Origin of the sequence: Pseudomonas sp. 14P_8.1_Bac3, from assembly GCF_025466085.1 — a bacterium.
Taxonomy (GTDB): Bacteria; Pseudomonadota; Gammaproteobacteria; order Pseudomonadales; family Pseudomonadaceae; genus Aquipseudomonas.
On the sequence record NZ_JANLOD010000065.1, the window covers coordinates 41,979 to 57,051 of the forward strand.

Sequence of the window (15,073 nt, forward strand, 5' to 3'; positions counted from 1 at the left end):
GGTGATGGCGCCGGCCTCTTCGCGGGCAAGCCCACTCCCCAATTGGAACGCGCTGGACTGGAGCGGGCTTGCTCGTGAAGACACCAGCTGCCTCACCAACGATTTTAAGGAATGACCATGCTCCAACTCATCCTCGGCGGTGCCCGCTCCGGCAAAAGTCGCCTGGCCGAAAAACTCGCCTCCGACAGCGGCCTGGCGGTGACCTATATCGCCACCAGCCAACCCCAGGACGGAGAAATGAACGAACGGGTCGCCCATCACCGCGCCCGTCGTCCGGCCGAGTGGGCGCTGATCGAAGAGCCGCTGGAACTCGCCCGCGTCTTGCGTGAAACCGCCCGTGCCGATCGCTGCCTGCTGGTGGATTGCCTGACGCTGTGGTTGACCAATCTATTGATGCTCGACGACGTCGAGCGCCTCACGCGAGAACGCGAAGCACTGCTCGACTGCCTGGCTGAACTGCCGGGCGAAATCGTTTTTGTCAGCAACGAGACCGGAATGGGTGTCGTGCCGCTGGGCGAATTGACTCGCCGCTACGTCGATGAAGCCGGTTGGCTGCATCAAGCCTTGGCCGAGCGTTGCCAGCGAGTCGTGCTGACCGTGGCTGGCCTGCCCCTGACTTTGAAAGGAACTGCGTTATGACTCACTCCTGGTGGCTGAACCCGTGCAAGCCAATCGACGCCCAAGCTGTCGAACAGGCTGCAGCGCGTCAGCAACAGCTGACCAAACCTGCCGGCTCCCTCGGTCGGCTCGAATCCGTGGCGGTGCAATTGGCCGGGATGCAAGGGCAGGTGAAGCCGAGCCTGGATCAGCTGTGGATTGCAATTTTTGCCGGCGACCATGGCGTGGTAGCCGAGGGGGTGTCGGCGTTTCCGCAGGAAGTCACCGGGCAGATGCTGCATAACTTCGTCAGTGGTGGCGCGGCGATCAGCGTGTTGGCGCGCCAGCTCGTCGCGTCCCTTGAAGTGGTCGACCTCGGCACGGTGACGCCGTCGTTGAGCCTGCCGGGTGTACGTCATTTGAACATCGGCGCCGGCACCGCGAATTTTGTTGAGGGCCCGGCCATGACCCAGACCCAGGGCGAACTCGCGCTGCAGGCCGGTCGTGACAGCGTGCAGCGCGCCCTCGCGGCGGGTGCGCAGTTGTTCATCGGCGGCGAGATGGGCATCGGCAACACCACTGCGGCCAGTGCACTGGCCAGTGCGCTGCTGGATTGTCCGGTGATGCACCTGACCGGCCCAGGCACTGGCCTGGACACGGCCGGTGTCAGTCATAAAGCGCAGGTCATCGAGCGCGCGTTGGCGCTGCACGACGGCCAGCGCGGCGACGCGCTGCAAACCCTGTTCAACCTCGGTGGTTTTGAAATCGTGGCCCTGGTCGGCGCGTATCTCGCGTGTGCCCAGCAAGGTATCGCGGTGCTGGTGGACGGGTTCATCTGCAGCGTCGCCGCGTTGGTCGCGGTGCGTTTGAATCCGCCGGTTCGCCAGTGGCTGTTGTTCGGGCATCGTGGTGCTGAGCCGGGTCATCTTCACGTGCTGGAAACCCTGAACGCCGAACCGCTGCTGGATCTGGGCTTGCGCCTCGGTGAGGGTAGCGGTGCGGCGCTGGCCGTGCCGTTGCTGCGCCTGGCCTGCGACCTTCATGGGCAAATGGCGACGTTCGCCGAAGCGGCCGTGGCGGATCGTCCGGCATGACCTTGCGTCTGGACTTGCTGCGCCACGGTGAAACCGAACTCGGTGGCGGCCTGCGCGGCAGCCTCGATGATGCGTTGACCGATACCGGCTGGGCGCAGATGCGCGCGGCAGTGGTCGGGCAGGGGCCTTGGGATCGCCTGGTCAGTTCGCCGTTGCAACGTTGTGCGCGGTTCGCTGAAGCACTCGGTGCGCAACTGGGCGTGCCGGTGCAGCTGGATAAAGACCTGCGGGAGCTGCATTTCGGCGCTTGGGAAGGGCAGAGTGCGGCGGCGTTGATGGACACCGATGCCGACGCGTTGGGGCTGTTCTGGGCCGATCCGTATGCGTTTACGCCGCCGCAAGGAGAGCGGGTCGAGGATTTTTCGACGCGGGTATTGGCGGCCATCGCCCGTTTGCACGCGGCTTATGCGGGAGAGCGGCTGTTGCTGATCAGTCATGGCGGCGTTATGCGCTTGTTGCTGGCGCAGGCGCGAGGCTTGCCACGGGAGCAACTGCTCAATGTTGAAGTCGGTCATGCTTCGCTGTTTTCACTGAACGTCGACGCCGACGTCATCCGGGAAGCGAACTGAGCATGTTGCCGTTCTGGATCGCGCTGCAATTTTTGAGCAGCCTGCCGATTCGTCTGCCGGGCATGCCGGCGCCCCAGGAACTGGGACGTTCGCTGCTGTTCTATCCCCTGGTGGGGTTGTTGTTCGGCGCAATTTTATGGGCGTTGAACGGGGTGCTGTTGGGTACGCCGTTGTTGTTGCACGCCGCTGTGTTGCTGACGGTTTGGGTGTTGCTCAGCGGCGCGCTGCACCTGGATGGCCTGGCTGACAGCGCCGACGCGTGGCTGGGTGGCTTCGGCGATCGCGAGCGCACGCTGACGATCATGAAGGACCCGCGCAGTGGTCCGATGGCGGTGGTGACGCTGGTGCTGGTGTTGCTGCTCAAGTTTGCGGCGGTGCTGGCGCTGATCGAGCAGCAGCAGAGCATTTTTCTGATCATCGTGCCGGTGCTGGGACGCAGCGCATTGTTGGGGTTATTCCTGACTACGCCTTATGTTCGGGCCGGTGGTCTGGGGCAGGCGCTGGCCGATCATTTGCCACGGCCGGCCGGCCGGCAGGTGTTGGCGGTCAGTGCGCTGGCGTGTGTGTTGCTGGCAGGGCTGAGTGGTGTTTTCGCTGTGGCGATTGCGGCGCTGATATTTGTCTGGCTGCGGCAGGTGATGGTGCGGCGATTGGGTGGGACCACCGGGGACACGGCAGGGGCGCTGCTGGAGCTGATGGAGATGGGGCTGTTGGTGGGATTGGCGCTGATCTGATGTGATGCGGTGGACTTGCTCGCGACGGCGCACTACCAGACACTTGTAACTTGATTTAACACAACCGCGGGTATATACACGCACCATGCTCGACTCCCAATGTTTATGCATCAACCTGCGTCGCGCCGCCCGTGGCGTCAGCAGGCATTACGACGGCGCTCTCGACGGCTTCGGCATCAACGTTGCCCAGTATTCTTTGCTGTGCAATTTGCAACGATTGAACGAACCGAGCATTTCCACCCTGGCGGACGCGATGGGTCTGGACCGCAGCACCCTCGGGCGCAATTTGCGGGTGCTGGAGGGTGAAGGCCTGGTCATGCTGGTCGAGGGCGAGGACATGCGTAACCGCATCGTCAAGCTCACCGAGGCCGGGGCTGAACGCCTGACAGCGGCCTTGCCGGCCTGGGAAGCCGCGCAACAACGACTGGTTGATCGCCTGGGCGCCGAAAAACGCGAAATCTTGCTGAAGCTGCTGGACGAACTGGCCTGACGCCAGCTCTTCCGATCTTAAGCGGGTATATACCCGCTACCGGAGAATAAGAATGACATCGATGTGGCGTACGTGCGGTTGGGTTCTGGTGGGGAGTGCGCTGATTCTTGCGTTGTCTCTGGGGGTGCGGCACGGTTTCGGACTGTTCCTGGCGCCGATGAGCGCCGAATTCGGTTGGGGGCGCGAGACGTTTGCCTTCGCCATCGCCTTGCAGAACCTGATCTGGGGCCTGGCGCAGCCTTTCACCGGCGCCCTGGCCGACCGCTTCGGCGCGGCGAAAGTGGTGCTGATCGGTGGCGTGCTCTACGCCCTGGGCCTGCTGTTCATGGGTCTGTCCGATTCGGCAATGACCCTGTCCCTGAGCGCTGGCCTGTTGATCGGGATCGGCCTGTCGGGCACCTCGTTTTCGGTGATCCTCGGCGTAGTTGGCCGCGTGGTGCCGCCGGAGAAACGCAGCATGGGCATGGGGATCGCCAGCGCGGCCGGCTCTTTTGGCCAGTTCGCCATGGTGCCCGGGACGTTGGGGCTGATCGGTTGGCTCGGCTGGTCCGCTGCCTTGCTGGCGCTGGGGTTGTTGGTGGCGCTGATCGTGCCGCTGGTGAGCATGCTCAAGGACAAGCCGCTGCCGGCCCTCGGCCATGAGCAAACGCTGTCCGAGGCGCTGCGCGAGGCCTGTTCCCACTCCGGGTTCTGGTTGCTGGCGTTCGGCTTTTTCGTCTGTGGTTTCCAGGTGGTGTTCATCGGCGTGCATTTGCCGGCGTACCTGGTGGATCAGCACCTGCCAGCCACGGTTGGCACCACGGTGCTGGCGCTGATCGGGCTGTTCAATATCTTCGGTACGTACACCGCCGGCTGGCTCGGCGGGCGGATGTCCAAGCCGCGTTTGCTGACCGGTTTGTACCTGCTGCGAGCCGTGGTGATTGTGTTGTTTCTGTGGCTGCCGGTCACCACGACGACCGCCTATCTGTTCGGCATGGCCATGGGCTTTTTGTGGTTGTCGACGGTGCCCTTGACCAACGGCACCGTAGCGACCTTGTTCGGTGTACGAAATCTGTCCATGCTCGGTGGGATCGTCTTCCTGTTCCATCAGCTTGGATCGTTCCTTGGCGGCTGGTTGGGCGGGGTGGTGTATGACCGAACCGGGAGCTATGACTTGATCTGGCAGGTAGCGATTCTCTTGAGCCTGTTGGCCGCAGCCTTGAACTGGCCGGTGCGTGAGCGGCCGGTTGCACGTCTGCAAACGCCAATGAGTGCGGTATGAACAGCCTTTGGCCGCGAATCGCCGTGGCCGCAGGCGGCCTCTTGTTGCTGGCCCTGGCGTGGTGGGGTTGGCATCAGGGGGGCCTGGCGCTGATGCAATTGGGCATGGGCGCTTGCTAGCTCGCTATGAGGGCGAGTAAGTTGATTTCAGACTGACTTCTCAAGGATGCCTGGACATGCTGATGCGCTGGCTTGCCGTTCCCGCGTTACTCATGGCGTTTACCGGTTTGGCCCAGGCCGCCGAGTGCCCCGAGTTGTTGCAGGGCTCGTTGCCCAAACTGCGCGCCAAGGAAAACATCGACCTGTGCCAGCGCTTCGAGGGCAAGCCGCTCGTGGTCGTCAATACTGCGAGCTTTTGCGGTTTCGCCCCGCAGTTCAAAAGCCTCGAGGCACTGAATCAGCGTTACAAGGGGCAAGGGCTGGAGGTGATCGGTGTGCCCTCCAATGATTTCAAGCAGGAGTCCAAGGACGGCGAAGAGACCGCCAAGGTTTGCTACGTGAATTACGGCGTGACGTTCACCATGACCGAGCCGCAGAAAGTCCGCGGTGATGACGCGACGCATCTGTTCCAGGTGCTCGCAGCGCAGAGCTCTGCGCCGAAGTGGAATTTCTACAAATACGTGGTCGATCGCAAAGGCAAGGTGATCGCCAATTTCTCCAGCCTGACCAAGCCCGACGATCCCGAATTCATCGCCGCCGTGGAAAAGGCCCTGGCTTCACAACCCTGACAACGCCCACTAAAAAGCCCCGCCTCTGTGCAAGAGAGCGGGGCTTTTTTTGATTCAGGCGGCGAGCGGTTCAGACCCGCCGGACGTCATCAGAAGCGGTAGGTCGCACCAATGCCCAGACCGTTCGCCGAGTTTTCATACTTGGCACTGTAGGACTGGCGGCCGTTGTTATCGTTGACCTTGACCGATTCTTCAACCAGGTATGAATACGCGACGTCGATGGTCAGGTCGTCGGTCGGGTTCCAGCCGGCGCCCAGGCTGAAAATCTTGCGATCGCCAGTCGGGATGCGTGGGGAACGGTTTTCGTTGTTGGTCGGCGACTGGTCAACCGAGAAACCGGTACGCAGGACCCACTCCTTGTTCACCTTGTACGAAGCACCGATGGCGTGAGCCCAGGTATCGTGCCAGTTCTGCTCTTCGCCAATGGTGCCAAACAGAGGATTCAGGCCAGCAGGGACACCACTGTTTTCAACGCTGATTTCTTTCAGGCGGCTCCAGCGAGTCCAGGTGCTGCCTGCGTAGAGAGTCCATTGGTCATCCAGCTCATGCGTGACCGAGAAGTCAACGGATTCAGGCGTGGTGATGTCCAGCGACGCATCATATTTCTGGTTCGGGTTCTGACGGCCCAGGGCAGGGCTGGCAAGTGCAATGTAGTCGATCTTGGTATTACCCTCGAGCTTGTACTTCACTTTCGAGTGGTAGGTCAGACCGACGCGAGTGCTGTCGGTGGCCTGCACCAGGATGCCGACGTTGTAGCCCAGTGCGGTGTCGTCACCTTTGATCTTTACATTGCCGTCCGGAGCGAGCGGGCTTGGGGAAATATTGAGATTCGATTCCAGCGTGCCGTCAATGCGGTTGATGGTCGGACCGAAGCCGATCGACACCTTGTCGTTGAAGGCATAACTGACGGTAGGCTGAAGGGTGACGATTTTGACTTCGCTCTTGCTGCCGAAATAACGGCCGGCGAAGTTGTTTTCGTAATCGGTCACCAGGCCAAACGGAGCGTACACACCGACACCAAATGCCCAATGGTCGTCGATTGGTTTGACGTAGTAGCCCATTGGAACGGCAATGAAGGGAACCATGTCGCCGTCATTGCTGCCGCCGCGGGAGCCGCGCGCGTTGCTGATGTCGGTATGTGCGTCAAGGAATGCAGCACCGCCGGTGACTTGTTCGCGCTTGAGGCGCGACATGCCGGCAGGGTTGCCAAAAATGGTGCTTGCGTCATCGGCAGATGAAGATCGCCCGGCAAAACCTGTACCCATCCCGCTGATACTTTGTTCGTTGATGGCAAAGCCACTTGCGAAGAGGTGGGTGGATGCCAAGGTAACGGCGAGGCTAAGGGTGGTTTTGAGCATTACTTTTTTCATTATTAGAACTCCTGATGATCACCGGGGCGAAAATTACCAACATTTTCGTCCCAGCGCTATAGGCTGTATCGGTTGATTTAGAGCGGTTTTGTAGGACAATCCGACCAGATTCGCGGCGTGTTGCGCGATCTTCTGATGCGGGGGATCAGCAGGCGACCTGATTCAGCGGTGAAACACAGGCTTGCCAGGCGTAAGTGAAGTCTCTGAGACGTCCTTGGGGCTGGAAGGTCTGGCGCCAGATGCGGGCCATTCCCAGCAAGTCGTCGGCTTCGGGGAGCGGGGTGTTCTGTTCTTCAACCAGCAGCCAGGCAATGGCGGTGGCGTAACGCAGGTTCACGGTCAATTCGAGGTGCGGGCCACTCAGAAAGGCATGTTGGCTGGCCAGGCCGCGGACCAGGCTGGCGCGTTCCGGATCAAGCGCCAGATAGTGATCCCAGAGTGCTTGGTGGCGGGGTTCGGCGATGCGGTACAAGCCATGACCGCGGCGGTCATGCAGGGCGGAGCCAAGGGCGGATTGGCTGGCGGCGATGCCCAGCAACAGGGATTCGGCAGTTGCGCTATGCCGTCCCAGGTAGATCAAGGTTGGACGGATCACATAACGGCACAGTTCGCTGGCAGCGATACCCATAACACCCTCGGAACATGAAGTGGTGGCGAGTCCTGAAGGGTAAGCGTTGGCAGCAATGGATCGATTCAGGCTCGCCGAAAGCGGCTCAACCCGCTTGAGTTGAAGTGTAGTGTCATATTCGCGCTGTAAAGGTCTGTTTTTAAAATATTTCTGGCACGCAGTTATAACCGTTATATCGGTTAGTGCTTAGGCGGAGCTGGGTGAAAGAAGAATGCCGGACAATAAAAAGCCCCGCTGTTAAGCGAGGCCTTTGAGGTTTTCAGCGTTTCTGGCGTGTCAGGCAACCAGTGCCTGACGGGTACGATCAATGACGGCCTGCAGCGGTTCGGCGCTGGAGTATTGATCGGGGTACAGACGTTCGCTGTGACGAGCGATGCCATGTTCATTGACCAGAGTGAAGCTGAAGCAGCCTTTGCGAGCGGCCATGATCAGGCAGTTCATTGGTGCAAAAGCGTTGGTTAGGGTGCGGATGGCATCCTGGGTGTGGATTTGAGTAGTCATTAAATGGTGTTCCTACAAGCGACACGGATTAAGAACCGTGCAAAATTAAAACGTTCCAGTGACGACGACCACCATTGGTCGAACGAAGAACCCGACTGGAACAAAGCAGCCAGTTTGAAGCGCTGATTAAATTGGCGCGCTTGGGCTGGCAGGTAGGTACTTAGGAGGGCAGGCAACACATCAAGGGCAAAGGTTCTGGGCCCGGGGTGAAGATCCTGATCAATTTGCAGGCTGGTTCGGTCAGAGTAAGTGAGCTTCGCAACACCCTTTGCATTCGATTCAAAGGCAGTGTTGACGCAAGGTTTACCTGGAAACCATCGAGGTGGTCGATCCCGCTTGTTCGGTTGAGGCTTCCTGTGGGAATGCAGACCGGGGGGAGTTGTTCGACCAGAATTGACTTTCAGCTTGGTACTAACGCCGCGGATACTAACGGATTGAATTGCAGAATGGAAGTGTGTTAGCCAAAAACATCTTGGGGAACCGTTCGCTCAGGTGTTCAAAGACGCGCTTGAGCCTCTGCTTCGCCCTGCAACAGTTCAGAATCCGACGGTCGGTCGATTACGTTCATCGGTTTAACGTCAGCCCCCGCTCACCCGTTTGCCACGGTTTGTCCCCCTGTGGGTAACAAAATGCGCCGAAAAGGCGCATCGATATAACCGCGTCATAGGTACTTGTGCACATAAGTTGCGCAACCTGTAACACCAGCGTCATCTGCCCAACCAGCGCGGTGGGTGCCTGTAAGCAAAATTTAAGTCAATGAAAAACATCGCTTTTTTTTACTGGTGAAAAAATCGTCAGTTTGACCGCGAGCCCCATTCCACAGGGCTTCGCGAGAGTTCAGGGGCGGTTGTCCACTGAGTTATCCACAGCTTCTGTGGATTGTCCCGAGCGCTTGCTCTAGCACGGGCGTGCCGGGATTTTTAGGCTTTACCTGTAAGAAAAAAAGAGTAGAGTTGCGCGCCTTCCGATCTGCCCCACAGTGCTCTATGAAGTTTCGCTCAGTATCAATTTCTGTCACTGCTACACCCCCAAGTGTTACCCCACCCAAACGCTTTTCGATGCGCGTGGCGGAGTGGCTGCTGGACAGCCCGCGCCTCGGTGAAAATACCAACGTCAAACACTTTGCCGGGCGTCTGCTCAAGCAACCGGCGCGCGAAGGTGTGGTGGCCGCGCAAAGTCGTCTCGGTCAGTTGATGTGCCGCGAATGTGGCAATGCCCGGGACCGCCGAATTGGCCAGGACCTGTTGCGTCAGGCCGCCCGGGCCGGAGACCGTCGGGCACAACGGGAACTGGGTCTGATCGAAGACTGAGCTGTCCAAGACCTGACGCCTTGGTTAACCTTCAAGCTTTATCGAATGGGCAGGAATGGCGATGGCGATGGACTTGACCAGCATATTGCTCGGTCTGGCAGGGGCAGCACTGCCGCTGTTGGTATTGGCCTGGCAACTTCAGCGTCGGGCGAGCACCTCGCAGTCGGACGTCGCGCTGCTGGAAGAGCGGCTCACCATGGCCCAACTGGCTCAGGACGGCCTGAACGCCCAGCTCGAAGCCTCTCGTGACGAAATAGCTGACCTGGGGCAGGCCAACGCTGCCAAACAGGCAGAATTGGCCGCGCTGCGCCGTGAAGTCGAGCTGCTGCAGATCGAGCGCGACGATGCCCGCGATGCCTCCCACGCATGGAATATAGAACGCGCCGGCAAAGAGGCCGAGCTGCGTCGCCTGGATGCTCAGGCCGCCTCCCTGAATGCCGAGTTGCGCGAGCAACAGGAAAGCCATCAACAACGCCTTAACGACCTGCAAGGCTCGCGGGACGAGTTGCGTGCCCAGTTCGCCGAACTGGCCGGCAAGATCTTCGATGAGCGCGAACAGCGTTTCGCCGAAACCAGTCAGCAACGCCTGGGTCAGTTGCTCGATCCACTGAAGGAACGTATCCAGTCGTTTGAAAAGCGCGTCGAGGAAAGTTATCAGGCCGAAGCCCGGGAACGTTTTTCCCTGGCCAAAGAGCTGGAGCGTCTGCAACAGCTAAACCTGCGCCTGAGCGATGAAGCCACCAACCTGACCCGCGCCTTGAAAGGCCAGAAAACCCAGGGCAACTGGGGCGAACTGATTCTTGAGCGGGTGCTTGAGCACGCTGGTCTGGAGAAGGGCCGCGAATACCAGACCCAGGTCAACCTGAAAGGTCCGGACGGTGAGCGCTTCCAGCCGGACGTGATCATTTACCTGCCGGGCGACAAGCAGGTGGTGGTCGACTCCAAGGTCAGCCTGACGGCCTATCAGCAATACGTGGCGGCCGAGGACGAGGCCATTGGTCAGATCGCCATCAAGCAGCACGTGCTGTCGCTGCGCACCCACGTCAAAGGCCTGGCCGGCAAGGATTACAAACGCCTCGACGGCTTGCACAGCCTGGATTTCGTCTTGCTGTTCGTCCCCATCGAAGCGGCGTTTTCCGCCGCGTTGCAAGCCGAACCGACTCTGTTTCAGGAAGCTTTCGACCGCAACATTGTGATCGTCAGCCCAACCACATTGCTCGCGACCCTGCGGGTTATCGACAGCTTGTGGAAGCAGGAGCGCCAGAGTCAGAACGCCCGGGAAATCGCCGAGCGGGCAGGGTGGCTGTACGACAAGTTCGTGCTGTTCATTCAGGATCTGGATGAAGTCGGCAACCGTCTGCAGCAACTGGACAAGGCCTACAGCTCGGCGCGTAACAAGCTGACAGAAGGCCGCGGTAATCTGGTCAGCCGCAGCGAGCAGCTCAAATTGCTGGGCGCGCGGGCCAGCAAAAGCCTGCCGGCGGATCTGCTGGAGCGGGCGATGACGGACGTCGATGGGTTGGCCGAGTTGCCCGAATAGGTCCTAACCCTTCACAACGGCAAATACCGACTCAACAACGCCCGCAACGCCGCCGGTTTCACCGGCTTCGCCAGGTAATCCAGCCCCGCCGCATGCACCTGCGCCACCGTCTCCGGGTGCCCGTCCGCGCTGATCACCACCCCGGGAACCGGCTCACCCAATCGGGTGCGCAGCCAGGCCATCAGCTCGGTCCCGGTCTCGCCATCGTCGAGGTGGTAATCCACCAGTGCCAGTTGCGGACGCATGCCATCGTTCAGCAGTGCCGCGCACTCCTCGCGGTTGCGCGCGGTCCAGACCTGACAACCCCAGCGGCTCAGCAGACTGTTCATGCCGATCAAAATGCTGTCTTCATTGTCGATGCACAGCACCTGCGCGCCGCTCGGGAGTTTGCCGTTCAGCTCGGTGGCATTGGTCGGCGTCGCGACTTGCGCTTTGGCCAACGGCACGGTGACGCTGAACACACTGCCGCGTCCGGGCCAGGAGCGCACTTGCAAGGTGTGGCCGAGCACCCGGCACAGGCCGTCAGCAATCGCCAGGCCCAGCCCCAGGCCTTTCTCGGCGCGGGTCTGGTGGCTGTCGAGGCGTTTGAATTCTTCGAAAATCACTTTCTGTTTGTCTTCCGGTATCCCCGGCCCGCGGTCCCAGACCTCCAGGCACAGCTCGCCCTTGTGCCGACGAACCCCCAGCAGCACCGGCCCCTTGGCGTAGCGGAAAGCATTGGTCAGGAAGTTCTGCAGGATCCGGCGCAACAGTTTGATGTCGCTGTTGACCCGCAAGGTGCTGCCCCGCAGCCGGAACTTCAGGCCTTGGTCCCGGGCCAGCGCCTTGAATTCGGCGCCGAGAATGTCGAACAACTCATTGAGCACGAACGGCTTCGGATCCGGGTTGATCTTGCCGTTCTCCAGGCGAGAAATATCGAGCAGGTCGCTGATCAGGTCCTCCGCCGAGCGCAGTGACGAATCGAGGTGATGCACCAGTTTCTGCGCTTCACCGGACAAGCCGTCGTCCTGATGGGACAGGGCCGCGGAAAACAGGCGCGCGGCATTCAGCGGTTGCATCAGGTCATGACTGACCGCGGCGAGAAAGCGGGTCTTCGACTGGTTGGCCGATTCGGCGGTGCCCTTGGCTTCGGTCAGGGCCACGTTGAGCTGCGACAGCTCATGAGTACGTTCGGCCACCCGCCGCTCCAGGCCTTCGTTGGCTTCGGTCAGGGCCTGCTCGGCCTCGCGGAACGCGGTGATGTCAGTGAAACTCATGACAAAACCGCCGCCGGGCATCGGGTTGCCGATCAGCTCGATCACACGGCCGTTGGGGAAAAGTCGTTCAGAGGTGTGGGCGCGGCCCTGACGCATCCAGTGCAAACGGCGTGCGACGTGCACCTCCGCTTCACCGGGACCACACAGACCGCGCTCGGCGTTGTAGCGAATGATGTCGGCAATCGGTCGGCCGACACTGATCAAACCGTCCGGGTAGTTGAACAACTCCAGATAACGCCGGTTCCACGCCACCAGGCGCAGCGACTGGTCGACCACGCTGATGCCTTGGGTGATGTTCTCGATCGCGCCCTGCAACAAGGCGCGGTTGAACTGCAGCACTTCCGAGGCTTCGTCGGCGATTCGGACGACGTCTTCAAGCTGCATTTCCCGACCTTCGATGGCGGCTTTTACTACGGCACGCGTCGAAGAAGCGCCCAGCACGCCGGCCAGCAAGCGTTCGGTGTGGGCGATCCATTCACCGTCGGCGTTCTGGTTCGGATTGAAGCCTTTGCCCTGGCGATAGGCGAAACGTATAAAGCTCTGCCGGGCGCGTTCTTCACCGACAAAGCGGGCCGCCAGTTGCAGCAGGTCGTCGATTTGTACCGCCAGCATCGAGCGGGCGCTGGGCCGTGCGCTGATTTCCTGACCGATGAAACGCCCGGCCTGCCAGTGCTCCGACACCCGCGTGCGCGACAGCACCGACACCCAGGCGAACAGCGTGAAGTTGGCCGCCATCGACAACACCACGCCTTGGGTCAGCGGGGTGAGCGGCAGGTTCAGCGGGTTGCTGTGCAGCCAGGCCAAGCCCGGAAAACTGTTCAGCGACAAACCGAGGCTGTGGGCGGCAATCGGCAGAATCAGGGTGTAAAACCACAGGAAGGTCCCGGCGGCGAGACCCGCGAACACGCCGCGGCGGTTGGCTTGTTTCCAATACAGTGCACCGAGCATGGCCGGGGCCAACTGGGTGACGGCGGCGAAGGCGATCTGGCCGATGGTTGCCAGGCTCGCGGTTGAGCCGAGCAGGCGATAGCTGACGTAGGCCAGCAGCAGAATCACCACGATGCTGACGCGGCGCACCGAGAGCATCCACTGGCGGAACACTTCGAATGGCCGCTCGGCGTTGTTGCGGCGCAGCAGCCACGGCAACAGCATGTCGTTGGACACCATCGTCGACAGTGCGACGCTGGCGACAATCACCATGCCAGTCGCGGCTGAGGCTCCGCCGATAAAAGCCAGCATCGCCAACGCGGGATGGGCCTGGGCCAGCGGCAGGCTGATGACGAACGAGTCCGGCAGCACCGAACTGGGCAGCAGCATCTGCCCGGCCAGCGCGATCGGCACCACGAACAGGGCTGCCAACGCCAGGTAGGCCGGGAACACCCACTTGGCCAGGCGCAAATCCTGCGGGTCGATGTTTTCTACCACGGTCACGTGGAACTGCCTCGGCAGGCAGATGATCGCCATCATCGCCACGCCGGTTTGCACCACCATCGACGGCCAGTTGATGGTTTCTTTCCAATATTCTTCAAGACGCGGCGCGAGCATGGCCTGATTGAACAGGTCGTCGAAACCGTCGTACAGGCCGAAGGTCACGAACGCGCCCACCGCGAGAAAAGCGAACAGCTTGACCAGGGATTCGAACGCAATCGCCAGCACCATGCCGCGGTGGTGTTCCGTGGCGTCGAGGTTGCGAGTGCCGAACACAATGGTAAACAGCGCCAGCACCAGCGACACGATCAGGGCCGTGTCCTGGGCGCGGGTGCCCATGGCGTCGGCACCGGCGCCGATCAGCAGGTTCACGCCGAGGACGATGCCTTTGAGCTGCAAAGCGATGTAGGGCAGCACGCCGACCAGGCAGATCAGCGCCACCACGATCGCCAGCGACTGGGATTTGCCATAGCGGGCGGCGATGAAGTCAGCGATGGAGGTGATGTTCTCCTGCTTGCTGATCATCACCATTTTCTGCAGCACCCACGGCGCACACACCAGCAACAGGATCGGCCCGAGGTAGATCGGCAAGAACGACCAGAGTTGCTCGGCGGCCTGGCCGACGGCACCGAAGAACGTCCAGCTGGTGCAATAGACCGCCAGCGACAGGCTGTAAACCCAGGCACGCACCCGCGGTGGCAATGGCGCACTGCGACGGTCGCCGTAGAAGGCGATGGCGAACATGACGGCCATATAGGCCAGGGCGACGGCGGCGATCAGCCCGCTGGACAGCGACATGGGGACTCCAGACAAAGACACCCGGGACTCCCGCCCGGACAGACAGTCTCGCACGGCTGTCTGCGTTAGTCAGTGTCGACCAAGGTCGTGGCGTGGCGGGGTGTCGCAGGAGTGGAAATTGGCTGTCTGGGCGGGCTTGCCCGCGAAGGCATCCTCACTGACTCAACGCAATCTCGATCAACCGGTGCAATTCCTCTACCTCCAACGGTGCCTTCGAAAACAGAATCCGAAACACCGAAGGCGCCACCGCCAGATTGATCAACCGATCCACGCTTGGCTTCGGCTGATCAGGGTAGCGATCCAGAATTGTCTGCAACTGTGCGCCAATAAGCGCTGCACAAAAGCCGGGCGTCGGGCTCGATTGCACATCACGCAGAATATTGCGCCCGGGTTCGGAGCTCATCTCGTCCAGATACTGCTCCGCCCACGCGCGCACATCCCCGCGCAGGCTGCCGGTGTTGGCCGGCTCGCTGTCGGGTTGCATGCGCGCCAACGCGACGTCAGCCAGCAACGCCGACAGATCGCCCCAGCGGCGGTAAATGGTTGACGGCGTCACCCCCGCCCGCGCGGCGATTTGCGGGACGGTCACGGTGGCACGATCTTGCTCTTCAAGGAGCGCACGAACGGCCGAATGAATCGACTCTTGCACCCGTGCACTGCGGCCGCCGGGGCGTAAACCTTCTCTAATAGCCATGGATCGGACCTTAACACAAAGAATTTGCTTTAAGCGCTGACGAGTCGCACAATCCGCAAAAGCAAAAAATTAGCTT

General features: G+C 60.9%; 15 protein-coding genes. 10 read left to right on the plus strand and 5 right to left on the minus strand.

Features of this window, described 5'->3' with window-relative positions; genetic code table 11:
- The first annotated feature begins 117 nt into the window (after positions 1 to 117).
- From cobU to NTD84_RS20525, 8 genes are all read left to right on the plus strand, one after another.
- The gene (cobU, locus tag NTD84_RS20490) at positions 118 to 639 is read left to right on the plus strand and encodes a bifunctional adenosylcobinamide kinase/adenosylcobinamide-phosphate guanylyltransferase (RefSeq protein ID WP_262169207.1); all 522 of its coding nucleotides are present in this window, start codon (positions 118 to 120) and stop codon (positions 637 to 639) included.
- Complete coding sequence (gene cobT, locus NTD84_RS20495) at positions 636 to 1,691, plus strand: nicotinate-nucleotide--dimethylbenzimidazole phosphoribosyltransferase (protein WP_262169211.1); 1,056 nt, start codon at positions 636 to 638, stop codon at positions 1,689 to 1,691. The genes cobU and cobT overlap by 4 nt, the downstream gene beginning before the upstream one ends.
- Positions 1,688 to 2,260 carry an alpha-ribazole phosphatase family protein gene (gene cobC / locus NTD84_RS20500; protein ID WP_262169214.1) on the plus strand — a complete coding sequence of 191 codons (573 nt, stop codon included), beginning with the start codon at positions 1,688 to 1,690 and terminating at the stop codon, positions 2,258 to 2,260. Before cobT ends, cobC begins: the two co-directional genes overlap by 4 nt.
- A gap of 2 nt (positions 2,261 to 2,262) precedes the next feature.
- The gene (locus NTD84_RS20505; protein WP_262169218.1) at positions 2,263 to 2,994 is read left to right on the plus strand and encodes an adenosylcobinamide-GDP ribazoletransferase; all 732 of its coding nucleotides are present in this window, start codon (positions 2,263 to 2,265) and stop codon (positions 2,992 to 2,994) included.
- An 85-nt stretch (positions 2,995 to 3,079) separates the two neighbouring features.
- On the plus strand, positions 3,080 to 3,484 hold the full coding sequence (locus NTD84_RS20510; protein WP_262169222.1) for a MarR family winged helix-turn-helix transcriptional regulator: 405 nt from the start codon (positions 3,080 to 3,082) through the stop codon (positions 3,482 to 3,484).
- A gap of 52 nt (positions 3,485 to 3,536) precedes the next feature.
- Positions 3,537 to 4,745, plus strand: coding sequence for an MFS transporter (locus NTD84_RS20515; RefSeq protein WP_262169225.1), 1,209 nt, complete (start codon positions 3,537 to 3,539; stop codon positions 4,743 to 4,745).
- Positions 4,742 to 4,864, plus strand: a complete 123-nt coding sequence (locus NTD84_RS20520; protein WP_008033574.1) for a hypothetical protein — start codon at positions 4,742 to 4,744, stop codon at positions 4,862 to 4,864. Before NTD84_RS20515 ends, NTD84_RS20520 begins: the two co-directional genes overlap by 4 nt.
- Before the next feature lie 56 nt (positions 4,865 to 4,920).
- Positions 4,921 to 5,472 carry a glutathione peroxidase gene (locus NTD84_RS20525; protein WP_262169230.1) on the plus strand — a complete coding sequence of 184 codons (552 nt, stop codon included), beginning with the start codon at positions 4,921 to 4,923 and terminating at the stop codon, positions 5,470 to 5,472.
- Between the two features lie 89 nt (positions 5,473 to 5,561).
- Here the strand turns inward: NTD84_RS20525 and NTD84_RS20530 are convergent, their stop codons facing one another.
- The 3 genes from NTD84_RS20530 to NTD84_RS20540 form a co-directional block, all read right to left on the minus strand.
- The gene (locus NTD84_RS20530) at positions 5,562 to 6,842 is read right to left on the minus strand and encodes an OmpP1/FadL family transporter (protein WP_262169231.1); all 1,281 of its coding nucleotides are present in this window, start codon (positions 6,840 to 6,842) and stop codon (positions 5,562 to 5,564) included.
- A 145-nt stretch (positions 6,843 to 6,987) separates the two neighbouring features.
- Complete coding sequence (locus NTD84_RS20535; RefSeq protein ID WP_262169235.1) at positions 6,988 to 7,470, minus strand: hypothetical protein; 483 nt, start codon at positions 7,468 to 7,470, stop codon at positions 6,988 to 6,990.
- Between the two features lie 276 nt (positions 7,471 to 7,746).
- The gene (locus NTD84_RS20540; protein WP_162436092.1) at positions 7,747 to 7,971 is read right to left on the minus strand and encodes a hypothetical protein; all 225 of its coding nucleotides are present in this window, start codon (positions 7,969 to 7,971) and stop codon (positions 7,747 to 7,749) included.
- Between the two features lie 986 nt (positions 7,972 to 8,957).
- On the opposite strand from NTD84_RS20540, the gene NTD84_RS20545 reads away from it, so the two are divergent.
- Positions 8,958 to 9,281 (plus strand): sel1 repeat family protein, encoded by a 324-nt coding sequence (locus NTD84_RS20545; protein ID WP_262169242.1) that lies wholly within the window; start codon positions 8,958 to 8,960, stop codon positions 9,279 to 9,281.
- A 175-nt stretch (positions 9,282 to 9,456) separates the two neighbouring features.
- Positions 9,457 to 10,821 (plus strand): DNA recombination protein RmuC, encoded by a 1,365-nt coding sequence (gene rmuC / locus NTD84_RS20550; protein ID WP_262169542.1) that lies wholly within the window; start codon positions 9,457 to 9,459, stop codon positions 10,819 to 10,821.
- A gap of 11 nt (positions 10,822 to 10,832) precedes the next feature.
- On the opposite strand, the gene NTD84_RS20555 is transcribed toward rmuC, so the two are convergent.
- On the minus strand, positions 10,833 to 14,303 hold the full coding sequence (locus NTD84_RS20555) for a hybrid sensor histidine kinase/response regulator (RefSeq protein ID WP_262169245.1): 3,471 nt from the start codon (positions 14,301 to 14,303) through the stop codon (positions 10,833 to 10,835).
- Between the two features lie 154 nt (positions 14,304 to 14,457).
- Positions 14,458 to 14,997 carry a TetR/AcrR family transcriptional regulator gene (locus NTD84_RS20560; RefSeq protein WP_262169250.1) on the minus strand — a complete coding sequence of 180 codons (540 nt, stop codon included), beginning with the start codon at positions 14,995 to 14,997 and terminating at the stop codon, positions 14,458 to 14,460.
- Positions 14,998 to 15,073: the final 76 nt, after the last annotated feature.

What these genes read in the sequence shown, in the direction of transcription:
- cobU (WP_262169207.1), top strand. Translation starts at nt 118, where the DNA reads ATGCTCCAACTCATCCTCGGCGGTGCCCGCTCCGGCAAAAGTCGCCTG.
- cobT (WP_262169211.1), top strand. Translation starts at nt 636, where the DNA reads ATGACTCACTCCTGGTGGCTGAACCCGTGCAAGCCAATCGACGCCCAA.
- cobC (WP_262169214.1), top strand. Translation starts at nt 1,688, where the DNA reads ATGACCTTGCGTCTGGACTTGCTGCGCCACGGTGAAACCGAACTCGGT.
- NTD84_RS20505 (WP_262169218.1), top strand. Translation starts at nt 2,263, where the DNA reads ATGTTGCCGTTCTGGATCGCGCTGCAATTTTTGAGCAGCCTGCCGATT.
- NTD84_RS20510 (WP_262169222.1), top strand. Translation starts at nt 3,080, where the DNA reads ATGCTCGACTCCCAATGTTTATGCATCAACCTGCGTCGCGCCGCCCGT.
- NTD84_RS20515 (WP_262169225.1), top strand. Translation starts at nt 3,537, where the DNA reads ATGACATCGATGTGGCGTACGTGCGGTTGGGTTCTGGTGGGGAGTGCG.
- NTD84_RS20520 (WP_008033574.1), top strand. Translation starts at nt 4,742, where the DNA reads ATGAACAGCCTTTGGCCGCGAATCGCCGTGGCCGCAGGCGGCCTCTTG.
- NTD84_RS20525 (WP_262169230.1), top strand. Translation starts at nt 4,921, where the DNA reads ATGCTGATGCGCTGGCTTGCCGTTCCCGCGTTACTCATGGCGTTTACC.
- NTD84_RS20530 (WP_262169231.1), bottom strand. Translation starts at nt 6,842, where the DNA reads ATGAAAAAAGTAATGCTCAAAACCACCCTTAGCCTCGCCGTTACCTTG.
- NTD84_RS20535 (WP_262169235.1), bottom strand. Translation starts at nt 7,470, where the DNA reads ATGGGTATCGCTGCCAGCGAACTGTGCCGTTATGTGATCCGTCCAACC.
- NTD84_RS20540 (WP_162436092.1), bottom strand. Translation starts at nt 7,971, where the DNA reads ATGACTACTCAAATCCACACCCAGGATGCCATCCGCACCCTAACCAAC.
- NTD84_RS20545 (WP_262169242.1), top strand. Translation starts at nt 8,958, where the DNA reads ATGAAGTTTCGCTCAGTATCAATTTCTGTCACTGCTACACCCCCAAGT.
- NTD84_RS20555 (WP_262169245.1), bottom strand. Translation starts at nt 14,303, where the DNA reads ATGTCGCTGTCCAGCGGGCTGATCGCCGCCGTCGCCCTGGCCTATATG.
- NTD84_RS20560 (WP_262169250.1), bottom strand. Translation starts at nt 14,997, where the DNA reads ATGGCTATTAGAGAAGGTTTACGCCCCGGCGGCCGCAGTGCACGGGTG.